16 protein-coding genes are annotated in these 23,552 nt (G+C 69.5%); 11 read left to right on the forward strand and 5 right to left on the reverse strand.

The features are described 5' to 3' along the window. Positions 1 to 757: 757 nt before the first annotated feature. Positions 758 to 1,267, reverse strand: a complete 510-nt coding sequence (locus tag AB0L21_RS24190; RefSeq protein WP_365705738.1) for a peptidoglycan-binding domain-containing protein — start codon at positions 1,265 to 1,267, stop codon at positions 758 to 760. 342 nt (positions 1,268 to 1,609) lie between these two features. Here AB0L21_RS24190 and AB0L21_RS24195 point away from each other — a divergent pair, with 342 nt between their 5' ends. From AB0L21_RS24195 to AB0L21_RS24215, 5 genes are all read left to right on the forward strand, one after another. Beyond that, positions 1,610 to 5,845, forward strand: coding sequence for an FtsK/SpoIIIE domain-containing protein (locus AB0L21_RS24195; protein WP_365786305.1), 4,236 nt, complete (start codon positions 1,610 to 1,612; stop codon positions 5,843 to 5,845). A gap of 237 nt (positions 5,846 to 6,082) precedes the next feature. Beyond that, positions 6,083 to 6,358: a hypothetical protein gene (locus tag AB0L21_RS24200; RefSeq protein WP_365705743.1), complete on the forward strand. Its 276-nt coding sequence runs from the start codon at positions 6,083 to 6,085 to the stop codon at positions 6,356 to 6,358. Positions 6,359 to 6,376: 18 nt separating this feature from the next. Continuing rightward, positions 6,377 to 7,936 (forward strand): hypothetical protein, encoded by a 1,560-nt coding sequence (locus tag AB0L21_RS24205; RefSeq protein WP_365786307.1) that lies wholly within the window; start codon positions 6,377 to 6,379, stop codon positions 7,934 to 7,936. Between the two features lie 150 nt (positions 7,937 to 8,086). Further along, positions 8,087 to 8,365 carry a hypothetical protein gene (locus AB0L21_RS24210; protein ID WP_365705747.1) on the forward strand — a complete coding sequence of 93 codons (279 nt, stop codon included), beginning with the start codon at positions 8,087 to 8,089 and terminating at the stop codon, positions 8,363 to 8,365. Positions 8,366 to 8,425: 60 nt separating this feature from the next. Beyond that, the gene (locus AB0L21_RS24215) at positions 8,426 to 10,108 is read left to right on the forward strand and encodes a serine/threonine-protein kinase (RefSeq protein WP_365786309.1); all 1,683 of its coding nucleotides are present in this window, start codon (positions 8,426 to 8,428) and stop codon (positions 10,106 to 10,108) included. A gap of 90 nt (positions 10,109 to 10,198) precedes the next feature. On the opposite strand, the gene AB0L21_RS24220 is transcribed toward AB0L21_RS24215, so the two are convergent. Beyond that, positions 10,199 to 11,311, reverse strand: coding sequence for a helix-turn-helix transcriptional regulator (locus tag AB0L21_RS24220; RefSeq protein WP_365705751.1), 1,113 nt, complete (start codon positions 11,309 to 11,311; stop codon positions 10,199 to 10,201). A 332-nt stretch (positions 11,312 to 11,643) separates the two neighbouring features. On the opposite strand from AB0L21_RS24220, the gene AB0L21_RS24225 reads away from it, so the two are divergent. Continuing rightward, positions 11,644 to 12,573: a DUF2690 domain-containing protein gene (locus AB0L21_RS24225; protein WP_365705753.1), complete on the forward strand. Its 930-nt coding sequence runs from the start codon at positions 11,644 to 11,646 to the stop codon at positions 12,571 to 12,573. On the opposite strand, the gene AB0L21_RS24230 is transcribed toward AB0L21_RS24225, so the two are convergent. Next, positions 12,557 to 13,057: a peptidoglycan-binding domain-containing protein gene (locus tag AB0L21_RS24230; protein ID WP_365786310.1), complete on the reverse strand. Its 501-nt coding sequence runs from the start codon at positions 13,055 to 13,057 to the stop codon at positions 12,557 to 12,559. The two genes, AB0L21_RS24225 and AB0L21_RS24230, sit on opposite strands and share 17 nt — an antisense overlap. A gap of 138 nt (positions 13,058 to 13,195) precedes the next feature. Between AB0L21_RS24230 and AB0L21_RS24235 the strand changes: the two genes are divergently transcribed. The 4 genes from AB0L21_RS24235 (at position 13,196) to AB0L21_RS24250 (ending at position 18,589) form a co-directional block, all read left to right on the forward strand. Continuing rightward, a complete protein-coding gene (locus AB0L21_RS24235; protein ID WP_365705757.1) occupies positions 13,196 to 14,140 on the forward strand; it encodes a DUF2690 domain-containing protein in 945 nt (314 codons plus the stop codon). Between the two features lie 2,009 nt (positions 14,141 to 16,149). Then, on the forward strand, positions 16,150 to 16,317 hold the full coding sequence (locus tag AB0L21_RS24240; RefSeq protein ID WP_365786312.1) for a hypothetical protein: 168 nt from the start codon (positions 16,150 to 16,152) through the stop codon (positions 16,315 to 16,317). A 209-nt stretch (positions 16,318 to 16,526) separates the two neighbouring features. Next, positions 16,527 to 17,954, forward strand: a complete 1,428-nt coding sequence (locus AB0L21_RS24245) for an FAD-dependent oxidoreductase (protein WP_365786314.1) — start codon at positions 16,527 to 16,529, stop codon at positions 17,952 to 17,954. A 38-nt stretch (positions 17,955 to 17,992) separates the two neighbouring features. Then, positions 17,993 to 18,589, forward strand: coding sequence for a TetR/AcrR family transcriptional regulator (locus AB0L21_RS24250; protein WP_365786316.1), 597 nt, complete (start codon positions 17,993 to 17,995; stop codon positions 18,587 to 18,589). Here the strand turns inward: AB0L21_RS24250 and AB0L21_RS24255 are convergent. Further along, entirely contained in the window at positions 18,583 to 20,688 is a 2,106-nt protein-coding gene (locus tag AB0L21_RS24255) for an ATP-binding protein (protein WP_365705763.1), read from the reverse strand. The two genes, AB0L21_RS24250 and AB0L21_RS24255, sit on opposite strands and share 7 nt — an antisense overlap. 639 nt (positions 20,689 to 21,327) lie before the next feature. Further along, positions 21,328 to 22,032, reverse strand: a complete 705-nt coding sequence (locus AB0L21_RS24260) for a type 1 glutamine amidotransferase domain-containing protein (RefSeq protein ID WP_365786318.1) — start codon at positions 22,030 to 22,032, stop codon at positions 21,328 to 21,330. 107 nt (positions 22,033 to 22,139) lie between these two features. Here AB0L21_RS24260 and AB0L21_RS24265 point away from each other — a divergent pair, with 107 nt between their 5' ends. After that, entirely contained in the window at positions 22,140 to 23,048 is a 909-nt protein-coding gene (locus tag AB0L21_RS24265; RefSeq protein ID WP_365786320.1) for a LysR family transcriptional regulator, read from the forward strand. Positions 23,049 to 23,552 lie beyond the last annotated feature (504 nt).

Genomic DNA, 23,552 nt, shown 5'->3' on the forward strand with positions numbered 1-23,552 from the left:
GTGTCTCACCTGCGGTTTCGCAGCGTGGGCGTGGGTCCGGAACGCTCTGCCTCAACTCCGTAAGAGGCGAGTTCGGGAAATGTCTTGACGCTCGGTCGACGCTGTTTCTGACGGGCGTGAGGTGGTCGTCCTGGATCAGATAGCGCGGGTCAATCGAATTGTCGGGCTTAACCTGTCGAGCAGCGCGGTAGGGCTGTTCTTTGAGCTCGGGCTGTACGTCTCGAGTTGACGTGTGCTGATTGCGCTGGCGTCGTTACCCTGTGTCGTGGGGAGTGCCGAGGTATGCGGGGGGAGGGGCGGGTTTGAGCACGGGGGACTCGGGCCTGCGGCAAAGGGCGTCTGACCCGCCACTATCTCACCGAGGCGGTTGGGGAAACGTCTTGCCGCTCGTCCTACGCTGATTCTGGCGGAGCGTCATGACGTTTGCTCGGCGGTTGTCGAGCTCAAGGCAGCGATCCTTCCCGGCGGGGATCGACGCCCGTCGTCTGTCGCCCGGCCAACCGGGCGGGCGGCTCGACCGGTCGCTCGAAGGCCGGGGCCAGCCGAGCCCATTTCGGGGCGTGCACGCGAATCTTGGCCGGCACACTTGCCCCAAGAAATTCGGGGTGAGGGCCCGGTGGTGATGTTCCGGTCCTGGTGATCGCTGCACGAGTCGCATGCCCCTGGTCGGTGATCAACGGCACGTCATCTCGCGGCCTGCTGTGCACGAACGCGTGAGTGAGTCCGCGCGGGCCTCTCCGAAAGCGTGGCCCCGCGCTCAGCACACACTGAAGGTGGCGGTGTTGTAGAAAAGCCCCTTCTTGTCGCTGCCGATGTACATGTACCAGGCACCGCTGTAGTCGTCTCGGTCGAAGGTGATGTATCGGCCGCTGACTCCCTGGTAGATGTAGTCGGCACCTGATTGATAGAGCCATGTGCTGGCCTTCTTCAAGGTGTTGGGTCCGACTATGCCGTCGGCCGTGAGACCGTGATTGCTTTGCCAGCTCTTGGTGGCCGACGTGGTCCCGGACCCGAACCGGCAGTCGATGCCGGAGTACGAGAGGTATCCGTCCGCCCAGAGGATGGTCTGCCACATCGCGGCCGCGTTGCTGTAGGAGTACGACGACGCCGAGATCGGGCCCTCGTCCCACCAGTCGTCGGTCCAGTCGCCGCTGCCCGAGACGTAGCCCAGGCTTGTGTTGGCCGAAGCAGGCGTCGTTGAGACGTTGATACCGGCGGCAACAGCGATGGCCAAAGCCAACGCGGCTGCCTTAGGGCGCAGTGACATGAATGATTCCTTTCCCGATGTGTACCGGTGTGACCATCGATCTTCGGCGAGTCGTCGGTGACCGCAGCTTGCTCAATACCGTCCCTTCCGTCAGCGGGCGTGTCATTGATACACAACGCGAAGTCATTGACGTTGAACGAGCGGCTGACCGGAGGTGTGTGGCTCCGACGCTATGGACAGGCCGGCACGCTCGGCGTGACTCGCCCCGGTCCGCGCGGACGAGGCTGAGCCGTCGCTGTTGCCTGCTCGGTCAACCGGTTTGCACGCAGTGCCGATGCCCTCCCCGGTGAGCCGCGAAAGGCTGGATGCCCCGTCATCTGGACCGATGAGGAGTGGCAAGCGGTGCGGATCGTTTGTATCGACGGTGGACGTGAGTGGGACGTGGAGGTGCGTTTCGGCCGGCCGGACGCCACCCTCGCCGATCTGGCCGCGGCCGTGGGGCTGTCAGGCCACGTGCTCGCCGTCGACGGCCGGGTGATGCCCCCCGAGACCGTGGTGAACGAGTCCGGCCTCGTGCACGGTTCGCGGGTGTCCGGTGCCCATGCGCCTGTGGCCGGTGGACTACGGAAGCCGACGGTCGTCCTGCGGCTGGTGGGAGGTCTGGAGGCGGGCCGCAGCGTCCCGCTGGCGGCGGGCCGCACGGTCGTCGGGCGGGGAGCGGAAGCGGACATCCGTGTTGTTGCCACGGGCGTGTCACGGCTCCACGCCGCGTTCCACGTCCTGCCCGACGGCCGGGTCACCGTTACCGACCTCGGCTCGGCGAACGGCACGGACGTCGACGGCACGAGGATCCGCGAGGCGGTCCCCGTCCATGCCGACGACCTGGTGTCGCTCGGCGGTGAACTGCTTGTCCGGGTACTGCCCGCCGACCGGCTTGGTCCGGTGCAGCGGATCAACGCCGTCCGCGAGGCCGGGCCCGCCGGGACGCTGCCGTTCAACCGCCCGCCGCGGGGCGGGCGTCCGACCGGCACAGCACCGATCGCCGTCCCCGCGCCGCCGGCTCGCACCCACAACGCTCCCTTCAGCCTTGCGGCCCTGCTCGGCCCGCTGGCCATGGCCGCCGCGACCGTTGTGCTGACCGGCGATCCGCGCTATGCGGCCATCGCGGCGCTCACCCCGCTGATGTTCCTGGCAAACTTCGCCGAGGAACGCCTGCGCGGCAGGTCCGCGCTGCGCCGGGGGAGTCGTGAATACGCCGCCCGGCTGGCGGAGTTCGAGACGGCGGTGGAGCGCAGGTACACCGAAGAGATACGGTCCCGCCGCGCGGCCCACCCCGATCCGGCCGAGGTGCTCTACCGGGCGACTGCCCCAGGGACCGCGCTGTGGGAGCGGCGTCCGGCCGCGGACGACTTCCTCCAACTCGTGGTCGGGACGGCCGACCTGCCCTGGGACCCGCCGTTGGAGCAGGGCTCCACCGAGCCGGCACCGGAACCCGCGGCCGTACTCGCGCGCAGGTCCGTACTGCCGCAGGTGCCCGTGGTGGTGGGTGTCTCGGCGGGTGAGGCCGTGGGCTTCGAGGGCAACCGGAAGGCGTGCCTCGCCGTCGCCCGGTCCCTGCTGTGCCAGGCCGTGGTGGGCAGCGGGCCCGCGGACGTCACGGTCGCTGTGTTCACCGACGCCGACCGGCTCACCGACTGGGACTGGACCAAGTGGCTGCCGCACGGAGCCGACGTACGATCCGGGACGACACGGCTGGTGGCGGTCGGTCCGGAGCAGGCCGACACGCTGGCCCAGCACCTGCTTGCCGCGGGGCCGCCCGCACAGGCTGCGGCCGGTCGGCCGACCACAGGCCCGGTGCTGCTCGTGGTCGTGGACGGCGCCACCCTGCTGGAGGGCCGCCCCAACCGGCTGCGGGACCTGATCGCGGGCACCTCCGTACGCTGCGGGGCGCTGGTGCTGACCACCCGCCTGCCCGCGCTGTGCACCTCCGTGGTCACCGCCTCGCCCGAGGGCATCGGACAGGTCCGTGACGTGGCCCTGGGCGTCACCGTGGAGCGGGTGCTGCTCGACGGCGTTCCGTTGGCCGAAGCGCGGGACACCGCGCGGGCGGTGGCCCGCTTCGAGGACCCGGAAATGCGGATCGAGGGCGCCGGACTGCCCGACCGGATCTCTCTGCTGCCCCTGCTGGACCTGGAGAGCGTGGACGGCGCCGCGGTAGCCGGCCACTGGAAGAAACGGGTGCCCGAGCTCCGGGTCCGGGCGGTGCTGGGCGTCACGGAACGTGACCTGTTCAGCATCGACCTCGATGACGACGGTCCGCACGCGCTCATCGCCGGGACGACCGGTTCCGGCAAGAGTGAACTGCTGCGCACGCTCATCGCGAGCATGGCGGTCGACGCGGACCCGGAGCACCTCACCTTCGCGCTGATCGACTACAAGGGCGGCGGCGCGCTGGACGAATGCGCCGCCCTACCGCACACCGTCGGCCTGGTCACCGACCTCGACGAGCAGCTCAGCGAACGCGCCCTGCGCTGCCTGGAAGCCGAACTGCACCACCGCGAACGGTTGCTGCGTGAGACGGGTCTGAGCCACGTACGCGACTACCAGCGGCTGCGCGACACCGGGCGGACCGAACTGGAGCCGATGCCGCGGCTGGCCGTGGTCATCGACGAGTTCGCCACGCTGGTCAAGGCGCTCCCGGACTTCGTGGACGCCCTCGTGGGCATCGCGCAGCGCGGGCGCAGTCTGGGCGTGCACCTGATCATGGCGACGCAGCGGCCCGCCGGCTCCGTCAACGACGCGATCAAGAACAACGTCAAGCTGCGCATCGCGCTCCGGCTGGAATCCACCGGCGACTCGCAGGACGTCATCGACAATCCGGCCGCCGCCGCGATCGGCAGCCGGCAGTGGGGCCGCGCCTTCTACCGGCTCAGCGCTCGTGAAGTCATGCCGGTGCAGACCGCTCTCTCCACCGGCATCACCCCCGAGACGGCCGTCACGGCCCCGGCGACCGCGGGCCCCTTCCTGCTGGCCCTGCCCGCCGCCGAGCCGAGCAAGGCGGAAACCGACGGGGCAACCGACCTGCAGCGCCTGGTCGCGGCTGCCAAGGAGGCGGCAGGGCTGGCCGGTTTCGCCCAACCGCGCCGCCCGTGGCCCGACCCTCTGCCCGCCGTCGTACGCACCGCCGATCTGCCGCACGTCGCGGAACGCGGTCTGCAGACAGAGGCCGTCGGCCTCCCCACGTACGCCCTCGCCGATGACCCCGAGCGACAGCGGCAGTACCCGGTCGGCTGGGATCCCGCGGCGGGAAACGTCCTGATCTACGGCAGCGGTGGCTCGGGGACGTCCACCGCCCTGGCTGCCCTCGCCCTGGCCGTCGCCGACGCCCAGCCGCCCGAGCGGTGCCACATCTTCGCCCTCGACATGGGCGCGGGCGACCTGGCGCCGCTGGTCGGCCTGCCGCACACCGGGGCCCACATCGGGCCGGCTGAACGCGAGCGGCAGGTCCGCCTCGTCCGGTTGCTGCGCCGGGAACTCGACGAGCGCAAGGCCCGCGGCGGCGCGGCGCCCGGCCACGGCGTGCCCGCCCCGGACTGGCTGGTGCTCTTGGACAACCTCGGGGCGTTGCTGTCGGACTTCGACAAGGACATCGCCGGGATGAACCTCATCGACGAACTGGCCCGGGTCTACGCGGACGGGCCGGCCGTCGGCATCCGCTTCGCCGTCACTGCGGACCGGTCCGGCGCGGTGCCGTCCGCGTGGGCGGCACTGACCCAGCAGAAGCTGCTGATGCGCATGGCCGACCCCGGCGAGTACGGCTACTTCGACGTGCCGCGCAGCGCCGTCCCCGCGTATGTTCCCGGGCGCGCGCTGGTGGCCGCGACGCGCCAGGTGATCCAGATCGGCCTGCCCGCCGAGGACCTCGGTGCCGCGGTGGCCGCTTGCTCCACCCGGTGGCCCGGCGCCGTCACCACCGCGCCACGAGTCGGACTGCTGCCCGCGGAGATCACCCTCGGGGCCCTCGAGGCGCAGGCTGCGGTAACCGCCGAGCCCTGGTACATCCCCGTTGGTCTGGACGCGGACACCCTCGGCGGCACGGCCCTGCGGCTGTACGAACGGGAGCACGCGCTGATCGCCGGGCCGCAACGGTCCGGCCGCTCCACCGCTCTGTGCACGATCGCGCGCCAGGTAACCGCCGCGGCGAACCCGCCTGCTGTGGTCGCGTTCGCCCCCCGCCGCTCACCCTTGCGTGACCTGTCCTGCCTGACCACTCTCGTCACCGACTACAGCGACCTCGAAGCGGCCCTGGTCCCGCACCCCGGCCCCACCCTCCTCCTCGTCGACGACGCCGAAACGGTCGAGGACGACCTCGGTGTGCTGGAGCGCTGGCTGTCCTTGGCCGGGCCCGGACGCCACCTCGTCGCCGCCGGTCGCGCCGACGCCCTGCGTCGCACCTACGGCCACTGGACCCAGCGCGCCCGCGACAGCCGCTGCGGCGTTCTGCTCGCCCCGGACCACGACCTCGACGGCGACCTGCTCGCCACCACCCTGCCCCGCCACGACCGCCTCGCCCCCCTCCCCGGCCGCGGCTACCTCGTCACCGACGGCATCGCGGGCGGGGCTCAGGTGGCGCACTGACGGTTGCTGCGCGCAGCGTCTACGGATGTGCGTGCGCGATCAATGACAGCTGGGTGCGACACGGGAAGAGTGCTGTTCGAGGCGCGTGTCGCGCAGTGGAGTCCGGGGAGCGGTGTCGTGGCTGACGGGGGTCCGCGGAGCCGAGGAGGGCGACCCGTGCGAGGTCGCCGACCCACCCGCCCCCGGGCCGGTGCCACGGGAACGTCACGACCGAACCAGCCAAAGGGGAACGAACGGATGGCATCCACGGAGGCCGAAGCGGCCGACTGGCTCGAACGTCAGCTGACCCAGCTCGCCGCGAAGCTGGACGCGCTGATCCACCTGCGCACCACCAAGCGCCAGGCACTGCTCGGCGACAGGGAATGCGACTTCTGGTCGGGCGGCAAACGGCGCCAGTTCGAGTCCGATTTCCACCCGCAGCAGACAGCTCTCCAGGCTCTGAGGCAGGAAGCCTTGTCCTTGCGCGGAACCGTGCACGATGCCCGGGAAAAGGCCCTGAAGGACAACAACTAGCGCGAGGATTCCCTTTCCATGGTGTCAGCCATTCCCGAAAACCTCATCAAGTACTCCGCGGCCTGTACCTGGGCCGCCCAGGATTTGCAGAACTGGGTCCGCGGTGTGCTGCGGCCGGCCCTGCTGGCGTACCAGAACGCCGGGCATCCGTGCGTCGAACTGGACGCCGAGGTCGCGGCGATGATCTCCAAGGCGTACTACACCGACCGGGACGCCCATGTCGTCGCGCTGGCGTTCCAGCAGACCCAGCACGCCACGCTGGGCGGCCACGGGGTCGTCAGCGCGAAGGAGTCGGACGTCATGGCGGCCTACAACCTTCTCCAGCAGCAGAACCAGGCGAGGATGAAGGCCGGTGCGGCGCTCGCTGCCAAGCTCATGGCGCTGCAGCCGCCCAGCGACGGCAACCGGCTGGGATCGAGTCCCGAGGCGGCCAAGCCGATCCTGCAGGAGCTGGCCAAGCACGCCGACGACCCGTACTTCTGCGCGGGGTTCTACAACGCCCTCGACGCCCCGCACCTGGACACCGCACTCGCCGTAGGCGGCATCCCCGCCCTGGTCAGCGCCTACTCCAGCGGTGCCGTCAGCGCTCAGACGACCCGGCTGGTGGCGATGCGCCTGGCGGCTCCCGCGGGCCACGGCGGCCCCGGGGCCCCGGGATTCCCCTGGAGCCACATCAGCAGCGGGCAGAAGGCGCAACTCCTGGACGCTCTGGCCGCCAACCCCTCGGCCTCGTACTTCCTGGCCAAGTCCCTGACGTCGCACGAGATCCGCGACATCTTCTACGGCGACCGGCAGTACAGCGCCAAGGTGATGACGATTCTGGCCGTCGGGATGAGGGGGGAGCACTCGCCACAGGACGCCCGGGAGTTGATGCACAAGGTGTCACTGGGCCTGTTCGGGGACGGTGCGCCGACCCTGACCAACAGCGAGTGGAAGCATCTGGCGGGCGCGGTGAACAACTTCTACGCGTACGGCGTGCTGCACGGCGTCGAGCCGCCGACCGACTTCACCAAGCGGGGGCTGGAGGAATGGCAGCGCATCACGGGAGCGAACACCGGTGAGGACGTCGCGTTGTTCCTGAAGGCGCTCAACGCGGCGAACCCGGACAACGAGCTGCTCAAGAGCATGATCCAGGGCGGCTACGTGAACGTGGCGTTCATGGCGATCCCAGGGGAGGGCGCGGCGGCCACAGCGGCGCTGGGTGCCCTGCAGAGCGCCTACTCCTCGCTCGACCCGGGCATGAAGCTGCTCGACAAGGTCTTTCCGGCCGGCGATCATCCCAACTCCTACGCGGTGAACCGCAAACTCGCCGAGGGCGCCTTCACCCAGTCCCTCGGGCTGCTGGGCGCTCAGGGCCAGGTCTACGACCCCTGGGGCAACGTCGTCCACTTCACCGGCGAGGCGGCGCACGACCAGAAGTACATCACCCGCATGCTCGACCACCCGGACGACTACACCGTCGGCAAGGGCAAGGGCAAGGTCACCGTCAACGAATTGCTCGACGCGTTCGGGCGCACGGAAAAAGACGAACCGCTGGACGCCCTCGGAAACGGCAACTACAAGCCGTCCTACGGCTGATCACGTCAAGCTCGCGGAGGGACGGACTCGGACGCCGAGACCTGGTCCGAATTACGCCGACCGCCAAGAGCTGTGCGCTGTGGATCAATGACGGTCACGGGTCCCGGACCGACAATTTCAAAGAGCTGAAAACCTGCTGAAGGAGAGAAAATGGCGACCGTAAAATCCACCGACCTGGCGCATCAGGAAGCCGGGAAGATGATGAGCCTGATCACCAGTCAGCTTCCCGGATTGATCAATCAGTTGAACAGTCATGGGCAGACGCTGAGTGACCCCAATCACTGGGACGGTCCGCTGGCGCAGAGGTTCCGGGGTGAGGTGTGGCCGCAGGCCAGGGGCGACCTCGACAAGATGAGGGCCTCACTGGAGCACCTGCAGCAGCAGGTCCAGAAGATCCTCACCAACATCTCGCACGCGGGCGGCGCGTAAGAGCCGCCAAGAGCACCCGAAGAGGTCGCGAAAAGGACCGAAGAGGATCAAGGACGCCGCATGCCCGAGACCAACCCCGCCGCCTCTGGTGCCGGTCAGCCGTCCGCGGAGGAAATGTCCGCGGACGACTTGGCGCTGCTCGGCGCCCAACAGCTGCGCCGGACCGACCCGTCGGACATCGGCCCCTACCGGGTGCTCGCCCGGCTGGGCGGCGGGGGGATGGGCCGGCTGTACCTCGGCCGGGAGGCGGACGCGGAGGGGGCGTACGGGGCGCGCTCCCTCGTCGCGGTCAAGGTGATCCGCTCGGAGTACGCCGAGGACGAGCGGTTCCGCCGTCGCTTCGAGCGTGAGATCGAGGCCGTACGCCGGGTGCACGGGACGTATACCGCCGAGCTGCTCGACTCCGGTTACGACCGCGACGAACTGCTGTGGATGGCCACGGCCTACGTGCCCGGGCTCAGCCTGGGCGAGGCCGTCGAGCGGTGCGGGCCGCTGCCCGCGCCGGTCGTGTGGCGGCTGGCGTACGAGATCGGGCAGGCGCTCACCGCGATCGCCGCCGTGGGCATCGTCCACCGCGACCTCAAACCGTCCAACGTCCTGCTGGGGCCGGACGGTGTGCGCATCATCGACTTCGGGGTCGCGCACACTGCGGACGCCAGTTCGCTCACCATGACCGGTCAGCACCTGGGCACGCCGGCCTTCATGTCTCCTGAACAGGCGGATGGCCGGGAAGTGGGCACGGCTTCGGACGTGTTCTCCCTCGGCTCGGTCCTCGCCGCGGCGGTCACGGGCTCGGCTCCCTTCGGCGAGGGCACCACCGGTGACGTCATCCACCGGATCATCTACTCTCCCCCGAACGAGCAGGTGATCGCCGAGGCTGCCCAGCGCGATCCCGGACTCGCCGAACTGATCGGCCGGTGCCTGGACAAGGACCCACGGCGGCGGCCGAGCCCGCAGGACGTCGTCGAGGCCACGCGGGGGCATGCCATCGGCGGGGAATGGCCTGACGCGGTCGCCGAGACCGTCGCCGAACGGTCGGGCTGGCGCGGGACGGCGGTGGCGGTGCCGCCCACGGACCAGTTGACGATTCTGCGCCGCACCAAGCCCGAGGACCTGAGAAAGGAGGTGTCCGGCCGGCGCCGGTGGCCGCTGGTGGTGGGCGCCGCGGCAGCGGTCGCGATCGTGGGAGCGGCTGTGGCCCTGGCGGCTTTCGGGGGAGACGCTGCTCGCCACGAGGCCGCGACCACGCCTGCCGGGGCACACTCCTCCGCTACCACCACAAACTCCCCGCATGGCAAATCGGCTCCTTCGCGACCGCAGTCCTCGCCAAGGACGGCGGTGACCGCGACTGTCACGGCTCCACCCTCCTCGGGAAATCAGCCGACGGGCGGCGCCACCCATCATGCCCAGCCGCAGCAGCCGTACGATCCCCCGTCGGCCACGCAGCCCACCACCCCCGCCCCGACCACGAAACACGCCCCACCGCCCGCCACCCCCGCCGAGCCCTGGAAGTCCTGCACGTACTACTCCGGCACCACCCTCACGGTCTACGGCCAGAAGGGCTCCCGGGTGAAGGAAGTGCAGTGCATCCTCAAGGCCCGCGGCTACAACATCGGCCCCGGCGGGGTGGACGGCATCTTCGGCTACGACACGCTGACCGAGGTCAAGAAGTTCCAGAGCGAGCACCACCTCGGGGTCGATGGCGAGGTCGGCGTCAACACCTGGGCCGCGCTGCGGTCGTGACCGGCGCGCCGCGCCCCGGACCCGATGGACTGGCCGGCCGAGGCAGGCGGCCCGCAGGCCGCCTGCGCATGCCTGGCCGGTGTCCGGTCATCACTGCAGTCGCTGCCTGCGGTACGTGCCGGGCGTGACCCCGTAGACCGACTTGAACGTCCGGTTGAACACCGCTGGATCGCGGAAGCCCCAGCGCCTCGCGATCTCGCAGACGCTGCGCTGCGCCTTGGCCGGGTCGGACAGATCGGCCCGGCAGTGCTCCAGGCGCCGTTCGCGCAGGAACGCGCCGACGGTGCGCCCGTCCCGCTGGAACAGGTGGTGCAGGTAGCGCAGCGAGATGTGGTTGGCGGCGGCGATGGAGGTGGGTGACAGGTCGGGGTCGTGCAGGTGGTGCTCGATGTACGTCTTGATGCCGTCCAGCAGTAGGTCGGTGGCGGGTGGGACGGGGTGCGGGCGGGTGGGCATCGGTTCGGCCGGGCGTGGGCCGGTCCGGCCGCCCTGAAGCCGTGCGGTCTCACTGTCGAGGAAGGCCGTCGCGAGGTTGACGGCGGCGGTGCCCAGCCAGGCGGTGTGTCGGTCCTCGGCGGAAGGCACGTGCGTGGCCAGCCCGAAGACGAAGGACGCGAGGAGGACCGCCGGGCCCGACCCGGTCGGCGCGGGACGACCGGAGATGTCGCGCAGCACCTTGCCGGGCAGCGGCAGGGCCGCTTCGGGCAGGTGCAGGACCAGCGCGCGGACTGCGTCGGAGCCGGCGGACGCGCCGGCGGAGAGCCGGAGCGGCTCGGCGGGCTCCCACAACATCACGCTGCCGGACTCCAGCCGCACGGGCCGCTGATCGCGGCCGAGGACCAGTGGCTCGCGCGGTGCGAAGACCAGGTGCCAGGTCAGCGGCAGGCCGCCGTGATACTGGCCCCCCATTTCCAGAACGGCCGGTGGCACGGGCAGGCTGAGCAACGACAGCCGTACCGGCCCCAGATCGACATGGCGACGCTCCGTCGGATCGGGCGCGGCCATCCGTACCGGAACCTGAAGCTCGCCCGGCAGGGCGGTTTCCGGTGCTGCCGGGCGGTCGGCGGCGGCGCGGTACCGCCGCCCGGCGCCGAATCCCTGCCTTCTGGCGGTGGGCGGCCTACGGCGCCCGCCGGTGGTGGTCGACGTGGTGTTCGCGATCTCCAGCTCGTCCGTGCCGGGCGAACTGCCGTGAGCCGTCATGTCGGAATTCCCCCGCAGCGTGCATAAGTGGCGTGCGCACCCGCGACGGCCGGACCGGAAGCCCGGACGTGGGCCGAGGGCTTCCGTGTGCAGAGCGTTGGGTGCCGCCGCACGGTTCCTCTTCCGGGACGGCCAGGATGGCCGATCCGGGGCCGTCATGCAGGTACCTTCCCGAGTCTGGAGGGGGCGGACGGCTGCGGGCGAGCGCTGCCCGCCAATTGCCTCAATCCTGGGACGAGAGCCCTTCTGACCTGCGGAGACGTCCGGCGGATGGGTGGCGTGACGGGACGCCTGTGAGATAGTGGGCGCTGCGGGAGAAGGGGGACGCCGACGTGGGACGCTGGCAGCCGCTGCGGGGCGACCTGCCTGCCGAGGTGGTCCGACTGGTGCGAGAGCTGCGGCGGTACGTGGACCGGTGTGAGATGAACACCATGACCGTCGCTGCCAAGACCGGTTACAGCCGTAGTTCGTGGCTGCGGTACCTCAACGGGCGGAGACTGCCCCCGTGGGCGGCGGTGGTCGGACTGGGGCGGTTGGCGCAGGCCGATGTCGAATCCCTGCGGGTGCTGTGGGAATCGGCGGCCCACGCCTGGACCGGAGAGCGCCCGGCTGACGACACTGCCCCGTCACCCGCACCGCTGCGTCCGGCAGGTGACGTACGGGACCCGGATCTCCCGGACGCCGTGCCCACAGGCCCACCGGCTGAGGATCGGCCGTCCTCGCGTGGCTTTCGAGTGGCGCACGCGGGTGTACTGGCCGCTGTCGCCGCTTGCTCGTTGCTGGCCGCCGTGCTGCTCGCCCGGCCATGGGACAGCTGGATCAGCGGGACGGAGGCAGGCCGCCTGCCGGCCGGCACTCCATCGGGAGCGCCGGCCTGGCCGTGGCCCTTGCACAGCGCGGCGGACGGGGCGGCCGCGGGGTGCCGGGCGGCCGGCTGCCGGGGCCTGGACCCCTACCGCGAAAGGTGCGACCGCGACAGTGTCGTCGTCCACCGGCTGCGCGCGTACGGCCGCGTCCTGACGCTTCGGTACAGCCCCGCCTGCCGGGCGAGCTGGGCGGAGGTCGACATCGCGGCGGCGACGGCAGGGTTGCGGATCGCCACAACGGGCGGTGACCAGCAGACGGCCACCGGCGGCGGGGCGTACACGTCGATGGTGGCGAGCGGGCCGGACGCGGCACGTGCCACGGTCGTCGTGCATGGCCGACAACTCGGCGTCGCACAGTACGACAGCTGGATCGACGCCGTCAGCGGCAGCGCGTGAGGGTGACAGCGTTCGTGCGCAGCCGATGGAACCGCCCGGCGTCATAGACCTCGTAGACGCCGTCCGGTGCCTGGCGCAACGGGAGGCCATAGCGTTCGCCCTGGTAGACCATCCACTGGCCGACGGGGACTATGCGCTCCGCTGCTGCACCCCAGGTGGCCGACCCGACGATCCCGTCCGCAGACAGGTGGTGATTGCTCTGCCAGACGCGGGTGGCCTCGGCCGTCGCCTGGTCGTACGTGCAGGTGACCGAGGAGCGTGCCAAATACCCGTCGGCCCACAGCACGCTCTGCCACAGGCCGATCAGATCGCTGCGCCGGCTGCGGCCGACCGCCAACTGCTGTGTGGCCCCCAGCCGGTTGGCGACGATCACGCCGCCGCGCCGGTCGTGGGACTGGTGGTTCCGCGGGGCCCCGGACCCCGCACATACCACCGCCAGAATCACTACGCACAGCGCGGCGCGCGCCGTCGTCCCTTCACCCATGGCACCGTCTCACCGTCGTGACGTCAATGCGTTGTGCGCGCGCCCTGTTGAGCAAAACCAGCGGTTCCGCGATCGCCCGCGTCGATACAGTAGGGAAGAAAGTGATGGTCCCAGAGAGCACTGGCCCGGAGGGCGTACGTGACTGACTGGAAGCCGTTACCCGGCGGCCTCACCTCGGATGTCCGGCATCTGGTCGTCGAACTGCGGAACTTAAAGGACCGCGCCGGGCTGAGTCTGGCCGTACTCGGCCGCCGCACTCCGTACAGCAAGTCCTCCTGGGAACGCTATCTGAACGGCAAGGCACTGCCACCGCAGCACGCGGTGACCTCCCTCGGCAAGCTGGCCGACGCCGATCCCGCCCGGCTCGTGGCGCTGTGGGAACTGGCGAACACCGCTTGGCACGACCATGGAACCAGTGAAACGGACGGGGCCCGCAATGCCGCCGACGGCCACGACCGGCCGTTCGAGGAATCCGCTCCCGTAACGGAGCGCGCTCCCGCCGCACAGGCCGAAGAGCCGCCGTCCGTGAGCCGTCGGTTCGGTCGGCGGCAGCTGATCCGGACGGTGGTCGCCCTGGCCGCCGCCGTTGGCCTGTCCGTCTCGTTGTACGGCGCTTTCGGCCGGCATTCGGGCGCGCACGGCGACCGGGACGGCACCGTGGGCAAGGACGCCCCGACCAGGCAACTCGACGTGAACTGCTTCGCGGACAGCTGTGCCGGAAAAAACCCCGGACAAACCGGCTGCGGCGGCGACGCCTGGACCGCTGCCCTGTACAGGGTCGCCGGGGTCTACGTGGAGCTGCGCTACAGCGATGCCTGCAAGGCTGCCTGGTCCCGTATCAGCTGGGGACACCCCGGCGACATCGCCCGGGTCGTCGGCGAGGGGGGCCGGACATACCAGAACAAGGTCCACTACGACACCGACACGTTCAGCGCGATGGTCCCAGCGCCAAGCCCCTCAACAGCCAAGGCATGTGTTCTGCTCACCTCCGGGGTGCACGCCTGCACCTCCCTGGGCGGCACCCAGCACCTCACCGAGCCCCCGAACCCGCCCACCCCCTCCGTGGCGGTCGGCACGAGGTGAGCGAGAGCCGTCGATACACCGCTCCGGCGAACGTGACCCGTGACGCTCGTTTGACGCTCCGGGCGCCCCAGGGGCCTTCAGGCTGACGCGTAAACTGCCCCTGACCTGCGGAGATGCCCCGTCCTTCGCCTGCTGACATCTTTCCGATGACGCACCACGTGGAGTGTGTCGCCATCCTCGAACCGGCCGCAAAGGGCTCCTGACCTGCGCTTTTATGCGTGCACAGTATGTGCGGTGTGGGCGTTACGGGCGACCTCTTGACGCTGAAACGACACTCGTGACGCACATTTGACACCCGAAGAGCTCCAAGAGCCGCCGCGAGGTCCCGCTCCCGCCTCTCGCCCCGGAGGCGCTCGAGCGTCACATCCACCGGCTCGACCGTGAGGCGCTGGTCTTCACCACCATCACCAAGGGCCGGGCCGGCCGCCGCCTCGACGACGGCGACTTGCGCCGACAGAACTGGTGGCCGGCCGTCGACGGCGCCCCCTACTTCGACAGCGACGGCGAGCAGCAGCCCGTCCCGTACTGTCCGCCGCATTCGATGCGCCGCACCTGCGCCTCGTGGCTCGAAGGGAGTCTCGCTGTACGAGGTCCAGCACCTTCTCGGCCACGAGAGCTTCCAGACCACCCAGCGCTACGCCCACCTGCAACCCGACGCCCACAAGGCCGTCCTCGGCGCTTGGCAACGCCTGGACTCTCCGCTCACCATCGCCGCATAAACGATCCTCCGCCTTGTCTCATCATGGATTTACTTGGAGGAGTTGGTGCATTGCCTGGCGGCTGGCCGACGGACCAGGCGGTGTCTCCAGCGGATCGATGCCTTCCGCGTATGCCTTGGCCCATTGCAACCACTTCAGTTCGTCCGGCGAGCCGCCGTCGGCTCGGGTGCGCGCTGTGTCGTAAAAGGCGCGGATCTCCTCGGCTCGGCGCCACGCTGTCACCCTGCTCGATCAGGACCTGCACTCGGTGCCGCTCGACTTGTTGCTCGCGGGCATGGCGTACGTCCGCGAGCCAGCGGACTCCGAAAGACCCAGCAGCGGAGATCGCGCAGGAGGTGTCCCAGTTGGGGCCTCCGGTTTCCAACGTGCGCTACTGCTGCAGGTGTACCCGTTTCGGTACCCCCTGGCGCTGCGCGTCTGAAGAGGCCGTCATCCTGTCCGAGGCAAAGGGCGTCCAGCGTCGACTCGAACGGGCTCTGCCCCCGCGCCTCCACCTGTCGGATGGGCCGTCGCCGCCTCACAGCCAACCGGCCCGACACCCGTCACCGCTGGCAGCAACACGGTGAACCATCTCGGTCACAGCACTAGAGATGACCGATCTGCCTTGGTCTGAAGAGATCGAGGCCGCCCGCACGCCCGCCGGCGGCTGGAATGAACGCCGAGCGCCGAGAGGCCGCACATCCGGACGGCCCGGGCCCGCCTCCGCCCGGCCCCCGCCGACTTCGCACAGGAGACGCTCGGCTTCGGACGACCCGACGACAGTGGGGCAGGACAGGATCACGCTTCTCGCCCCGCTTTCGTTCCCGGCTGCTCACCGGGTCGCCTTGGAGGTCCGATCGGGCTTTTATGCGAGGGCCGGGAACGCCGGGTGGGTTCGAACAGGCAGTGGGTGGCCTCGGGAGTTGCGGGGGTCCCGTCACAGGAACGCCGGGACCCCCGCCGCGCATCGACCTCGGGGGTATGGACGGTGCGTCACTCGTTCAACGGGCACACGGCCTGATCGGTTCGATGCGAGGGCGGGCGAGCCATTTGTGAGTTCCGCCGACCGGTGTCCGGGGGTAGGACGGAAGCTGATCGACGGCATCCGGTGAAGGGTGCGACTGGTGTTCCTGACAAGACTTGCCGTCCGAATGGGAGCCATGGCGGACGGTTTACGGCCTCTTCTGGCGCTGGGGGCGGCGGCGCCTGGTCCGGGCTGCCGGCTCGGGCGGATACGGCCGGGCTGGTCGCCTGGGAGGTAAATGTCGACTTCACGGTCTGCCGGGCTTCAGCACACTGAGGGTGCCCCACGTGACGGCCGGGCCCGGATGGAACCGCCAGGAGGAGCAGGCACGGGGCCCGGTGATCACGGTCTGGGCCGGGGTCCCGCGGGCCACCGAGATCCATCTGGTCGACGAGCAAGGGCAAGGGCTGCTGTCCGGTACTACGGCGCCGACGGTGAACGGCGACATGTCGTAAAGTCAGCGGCCTTACCTCGTGGTCGACGGCATGAGGGAGACACCACGCTGGTCAAGTGCCACCGGTCCTCAGAGGTGACTTCGGACATTTTTTGGGTGACACCCTGCCGGTGAGCGGAGATGACTACTGAACGGGCAGTCAACCGATCTGTGAGGTGAGCACCGCTTCGCCACATCATGAGCGCGTCGTCGACCGGAGGAGATGAAGCGATGCATGCGCTGGTGATCGGAGCGGGCCCGACCGGGCTGGCCTTGGCGGTGATGCTGGCCCGGGACGGTCACCGAGTGACTGTGCTCGAACGGGACGCCGGCCCGCCCCCGGGCGGTGCTGAGGCTGCCTGGGCGTCGTGGTCGCGCCCCGGAGTCACCCAGTTCCGTCACCCGCATCTGTTGTTGCCAGCCGTGTTCCGGACGCTGAGGACTCAAATTCCAGAGGTTTTGGATGAATTGACCAGCATGGGACTGCGGCCGGGCAACCTGCTGGACGGCGCCCGTCGTTTCGGCCTCCTGGACGGGGAACGCCCGGGGGACGAATGCTTCATGATGATGGATGTCCGCCGCCCTCTCTTCGAGGCAGCCCTTGACGCTGTCGCCTGCCGGACAGCCGGTGTGACCGTGCGCCGGCACACTGGTGTCAGAGCACTGCTGGCCGGGCGGGAGCGGGTGTCGCGGCGACCGCACGTGGTGGGGGTACTCACAGCGGACGGCGAAGCAGTGCTGGCGGATCTCGTCGTGGACGCGGCGGGTCGCAACTCGCCGGTGGGCCGCATGCTGCGTGACCTGGGTGCACCGGGTCCTGTGGAAGAGCGTGACGAGTCTGCTTTTCTGGCTTACACCCGCTACTTCCGAGCCGCCTCCGGGACGGAGGCCGACGTGCCGCTGTGGCCCAGTGCCCACTACGAGAGTGTCTCCACCATTTCCTGCGCCGGTGACGCCGGCCTCCGGTCGGTGTCATTCTTCGTCTCCAGCCAAGACCGGGCGCTGAGACTGCTGCATCGCGAGCAGGCGTGGGACGCGGCGCTGCGCCTTTTCCCCGCTGAGGCGCGCTGGGCCGGGAACGGAGAGCCCGTCACTGGGGTCATCGCCATGTCGGGGATGGAGAGTCGGCGCCGCGCCTACGTGGTGAGCGGTGTGCCCGTGGCCACGGGGATCGTGAGTATCGGCGACGCCTGGGCCACGACCAATCCGCTGTTCGGTCTCGGTGTGTCTTTGGGACTGCTGCAGGCAACGCTGCTCCGTGCCCTGCTGCGCACTCGGGATGCCGACGATCCCCAGAGGCTCACGCTAGGGTTCCACCAGGTCACCGAAGGGATTTTGGGCCGATTCCATCACCACCTGGGGGTGTGGGACCGCCACCGGCTGGCCGAGATAGAAGGTCTGAGTCGCCAGCCTCCCGCCGTCTACGAACCGGGCGGACCTGACTGGCAGTTCAGGAGGACCTTGGACACCGTGAAGTTGCGCGATCCTGACATCCTGCGGGCAGTTGCTGCCACGGCTGCCCTACTGGCCACACCGGAGACGGCATTCAGCGATCCGGCGCTGGTCGAACGCGTTTTCGCTCTCGGGCGGCTCGCTGAGCAGCCGTGGGAACCCGGGCCGTCGCGAGCGGAACTGCTGGCCGCGGTAGGTTCCGGTTGAGTCCGGGGTGCCGGCGGGGACGGACCAGAGCCCGATTGTTGTCAGCGGCCTTCTCGGTGTTCGCGGCGAAGGGCTACGGCAAGGTGTCGATCGAGGAGATCTGCGCCGAAGCCGGCTTCAGCCGGGGGGCCTTCTACTCGAACTTCGAGACCGTCGACGAGTTGTTCCAGGCGTTGTACGAGGAGCAGGCGGCTGTGTTCCGCCGCCGCGTCGCCACCGTCTTCGAGACGGCTGGAACCGCAACGGCAGCCCCGAACCAATGCTCCCTCCTGATCGGACGACTGGCCAGGGTGGTGCTGTCGGAGCCGAGGTGGCTGTTGCTTGAGGCCGATGCCAGGGCATATGCGGCCCGCCGTCCGGCAGCGGCGCAACTGCATTTGGGCGTGCGCCGCAGGCTGGCCGAACTGGTGGCGGACGGACTGACCGCACACGGAGCGGTGCCCTCGGCACCCGGTCGTCGCGAGGATGCGATCCGTTTTGTTATCGAGGCGTACGACGCGGTGACCTCACAGCTGATCCTCGACGGTGATGTGGCACGGGCTCGGGAGCGCTTTGCGCATCTGCTCCTCGTCCTCGCGAGCCCGGCAGGGCAAGCGGCGCGCCAACCGGCAGGCGTCGGCCGTACAGGTCAGTAACCCTGTAGTGCGAAGCCTTGTGCTGCCGGATACGGCCGGTCGGTTGATGTCGGGTGCCCGTAGATCTCCTGGCGCCACAATGCGTCGCTCAGCCGGGTGATGCCTGCGGTGAGGTGTCTGCGGTAGGTGCTGAAGGGCAGGCCCAGCCGTGCGGCGACCGCCTGCTGGGTGGGCATGCCCTTGGTGAGGTAAGTCTGGTACACCGCCCGGTAGTACTTTTCTCCGCCTCCTTCTGCGCGCAGGCCCTCGACTGCGTCCGCCAGGATCTGTGGCAGTGTGCGGCCGGTGCCTGCGGTCAGCCTGCTGCGTGTGAGCGGGTTGGAGGCCCATTCCTGTGGCCGGAAGAAGCTGCGGAGCGCGTCGCGTAGCGCGGCGTCGAATTCGGGGCGTGACAGGACGGTGAACTCCGTGCCGTGCCGCATCTCCTCGTCGCCGGCTTGAGCGGTGCGTGCCCCGTGCCGGATGTGGGACAGCATCAGCCGGGTCTTCTCCTCGGCCCAGGCCCATACCGGCTGGACCCGCCAGTCGATGGCGAACAGTGTGTAGGTGAGGGCGCCCACGCGTGGCTGCTCCGCGATGGGCTGCAGTCCAAGGCTGGTCATGTACGGCGTCCAGAACGTCCCCGCCCGTACGACGACGTACATCCATGCCACCCGGCCCTCGGTCTTCGCGACCTCCGCCAGCGTCCGCCACTGGTGGAGGTTTTCGACCGGGGAGATTTTCGGGTACTGCGGTGAGGTCACGGAGAAGCGGGCCACCGCCACATGCTCGCCTTCGCGGATGGGCTGGGTGGCCCGGGCGTGGTTCCATGCCGCCTCGGCCACGGGGTCGTGGAAGGCGTCCGGAGCCTCGGTGAGCTGTAGCCAGGCGGAGAAGCCGACCGCTTTGTTCTCACGCGCGGTGCGGCACATCCGGAACGCGTCCGGCCGCTGTTCGAGCCACGCCTGCGCGAGGGCGGCCGACTCACGGCCCTCGATCTCGGTCGCCAGTGCTTCGATCCTGTGCCGGTCGTCCGCGTCGTACGGGGTCAGCCGGACCTCGCCTGTTTCCCGCCAGCTGTTGAAGTCGGACATGTACCGGTCGTCGCGGTACAGGAAGAGGAAGGAGCGCACGGCGGACAGTGTCCCGATAACGGGCTGGGTGCGGATCTGTTCGAACAGGTGGCGGCCGAGTATGCCGTGCAGTTCGGTGTAGCCGTCCGGGTCGCGCCAGCGCAGGTCCTCCTCCAGCGCCTGCCGGACCACGTCGTGCGGGAAGAGGCCGTCCTGTGTGGACTCGATGAACGGGAGCTCACGCAGCCAGGCGAACATGTGCGCGGCGTCATCGCCCAGGACGACCCGAAGCAGTGTTTCCGTGGTCACGTGAACGCGGGCGCACACCTCCAGGGCCCGACGGTGCAGCGGTGAGGGGACCTCGCCGACCAGCCGGGTGAGCAGTGTCGCGACGACGTCCATGCTGGGTTTCCAGCGGGTGGTGCGGGCGGGTTCCCGGACCGCTACCGCGGCGGCCAGCGCCAGGGCGAGGGGATGCCCGCCGGTGAAGGCCAGCAACTCGGCCTGGCTGTGCCGGGGTACTCCGCGGGCACGTAGGAGAGCGGTGGCCTCATCCGGTGACAGATTGCGCAGTGCCATCCGGTACAGCAGGTCCGCCCACCCCGGGTCCGAGGTCCACTCCGCATCCGGTGGCTGCCGGCCGGCGATCACCGCCACCGCACCGTCCGGCAGCCTCGGCAGGAACTTCTCCCGCAGCCACCCCTCCAGCCCCTGACAGCGTTCGAAGGTGTCGATGATCAGGACCGTGCCGTCCCTGGTGAACGCCGTCTCGGCCTCCCGTTCGAACGCCTCCGGCGTCGGCTGAACGATGCGACCGTCGATCTCCAGCACCGGCCGGCCCGCTGTCCGTGCCTCGGCCGCGAAGCGACGCAGCAGCATCGACTTGCCGATACCCCCGGGCCCATGCACGAAGAGCACCGCCGGGGCCCCCTCGTCACCGGCCAGAGCGGCACGGAAGACCGCGAGTTCCGCCGTTCGGCCGGTGAACACCCGGTCGCGACCGCGCTGCAGGCGACCCGCTATGACGTTTGGAGCGCTGTCGGTCAAGTGGGACTCCTCCTACCGTCGCCGTTCGCCGCACGACGATTCCTTGCTGGTCGTGGGGGCATTTATGCCCACTGGTCGGCGTACCGACCTTTGCACCATACACCGTGTTGGGCGGTTACTTGTTGGTTGCAACTCCGCGCTCACCCAGGGACTTTGAAGTGCCAGACAGCGGAGCACGAGGGAGTAACACTGTCTTAACAGGTGTCGGTACTTCGGGTAGGACCATGTCCAGCAGAGGGGTGCTGCGCACGTGAGTGCCCGCGCAACCGCGTCGTTCGATGCGTCGCGCCGTGGACCGGAGCGTTCTTGGTTACTGGACCGGTGGGACGGCCTACGTCGCGTACCACCTTCGCCCGTGCCGGAACGGCCGCCCAGCCCGGCTACGGCCTCGCGGGCCGGGTCCGTCACGCAACCGATCGGGCGAGATGCGGTCGCAGCGCAGTCGCTCGAAGGCGCACCTCCGAGAGGTCATGGCGAAGACGGCAGGGGTCGATATGCGAAAGCATTCCGACATCGGACCGTGCCGTTCAGTTCGCCGGTCACAGCTGCGGTGCTGGGCGGCGTCGCCGAGGTGGTACTGCGGGGCCCCCGTACCACCCCGCTTCCGCCGCCCTCCTCGTGCGGTCGGGCGGACGGCGGTCAGGCGCTCTGCAGGGCTGCGAGGACTTCCTTCGCCGTGGTCACGCTGGACTGCGGGTTCTGCCCGGTAATCAGGTTGCCGTCGACGACGACGGTGTCCGACCACGGTGCGCCCGCCCGGAAGTGCGCGCCGCGCTCGCTGAGGCGGTCTTCGACGAGCCACGGCGTAGCGTCGCCGAGGCCGCCCTGGCGCTCTTCGTCGTTCGTGAAGCCCGTGAGGCTGCGGCCGGCGAACAGGAAAGTCCCGCCGGCGTCGGTCGCGCTGAGCAGAGCGGCGGCGCCGTGGCACAGCGCGGCGATGGTCAGACCGCGCTGGTCGGCCTCGGTGAGCAGCGTGCCCAGTGCGGGATTGTCTGCCAGGTCGGCCATGGGCGCGTGACCGCCGGGCAGGTAGACCGCGTCGTAGTCGGTGGCCTTGACCGAGCCAAGGTCGAGCGGCGTGTCGAGGCTCGCGGCGATCGAGTCCAGGTAAGTGCGGAACTCGGCGCCGTCGGCCGCCTCCACACCGCCGCGCTCATCCAGCGAGATGGGATCTACGGTGGGGCGGGTTCCGGCGGGAGTGGCGATGTCCACCTGGTGGCCCGCTTCGACGAGCACCTTGTGGGACGCGGCCACCTCCTCCGCCCAGTAGCCGGTGGGGTGAGCGCTGCCGTCGGCCAGGACCAGGTTGTCTGCGGCCGAGATGATCATAAGAATCTTCGCCATGGCGGGTTACTCCTCCGAGTCAGTGTTTGGCGGACGCCCCCTACTTTCCATCAAAATCTCGTTGTTGGTCGGCGCCTTCCATAAGGATTCTTATGTAGCCTTCTTGCATGAGCGATCTCGATCTGCTGGCGACCTTTCTGGAGATCTACCGCCGCGGCTCACTGACCGCTGCTGCCGCGGCTCTGGGCGTCTCCCAGCCCGCCGTCAGTGGTCAGTTGGCGCGTCTCGAAGGCCAGATGGATACGGTGCTCTTCGAACGCTCCAGGCGCGGAGCCGTCCCGACGCCACCTGCGCACGAGCTCGCCCGACGCATCGCCTCCCCCCTGGACCAGTTGCGGGGCGCCTTGACTCAGGACACCGACGGCCAGGCCCATCAAGGCACGGTCCGGCTCGGCGCGGCAGGGGAGCTGACTGCTGCACGGCTGATCCCGGCTTTGGCACCCTTGGTCAGCGGCAGCCTGCACCTGCACATCACGCTCGGACTGGCCCAGGACCTGCTGACCGGCCTCGCTGACGGGGAACTGGACCTGGTCGTGTCCTCCGTCCGGCCCTCAGCCGGCAAGCGCGGTCTTACCGCCATGCCGTTCGTCGACGAGGAGTTCGTCTTGGTGGCGACCCCCACGACGGCCCGCTCGATCGACCAGAACTGGCTGGCCGAGGACCCCCTGGCGGCACTCGCCCATCTGCCGATCGTGGCCTACAGCCGGGAACTGCCGATCATCCGCCGTTACTGGCGAAGCGAGTTCGGCCGCCGGCCACCCAACCCGGTCTCGATGATCGTGCCCGACCTGCGGGCCGTGCTGACCGCCGTCATCGCCGGTGCCGGGATCTCTGTACTGCCGCGCTACCTGGCCGACCCCGCTCTCGCCGCCGGCTCGCTCGAACTGCTGCACCATACGCAGATCCAGCCACTCAACACCCTCTATCTCGTCACACGCACCGGACCCACACCGCCAGCCATCGCATTGGTACAGCATCAGCTGCGCCGACAGGCCGAGACCTGGGGACCCCTGTGAAGCGAGCCGACTCGGTTCGACTCCTCGGTGCGGGCTACGGACCGAACACCAGGACGCCCTGATCACGCCCGCTGGTCTACCCGCTGCAAGACGCCGCGCCTCGCGCGGCGGCCGGCTTCTGGGGCGGGGCAGCCCGGACACGCCGGAGCGGGCGGGGCCAAGACGCCCGCGACGCTACTTGACGTCCCCGATGGCGAGCGGCTTCGGCAGCCGACGCTCTTGCGCCCCGGTGTTCTGGATGAACAGCGGTGGGCGGCGACCGCGATCTGCTCACCCCCGACTATCGCCGGGACAGTTCTCCTTCGGCCGGCCTCTCTGTGGCTCACGCCTTCGTGTATCAGTTCGAGGAACCGCTGCTTGACCTCGGGGGGCCTCTTACCGTTCGGGCGCCCCCCGACTGTGCTTCTGTCTCCCTAGGCCCTGTCGTCAAACTCCCGTCTGCCGCGCGACGCCATGCACGCACTCTCGCCGCACCGGGCCCCGACCCAAGTACATCCAGTACGA

It is taken from the genome of Streptomyces sp. NPDC052721, assembly GCF_040678315.1.
Lineage (GTDB): Bacteria > Actinomycetota > Actinomycetes > Streptomycetales > Streptomycetaceae > Streptomyces.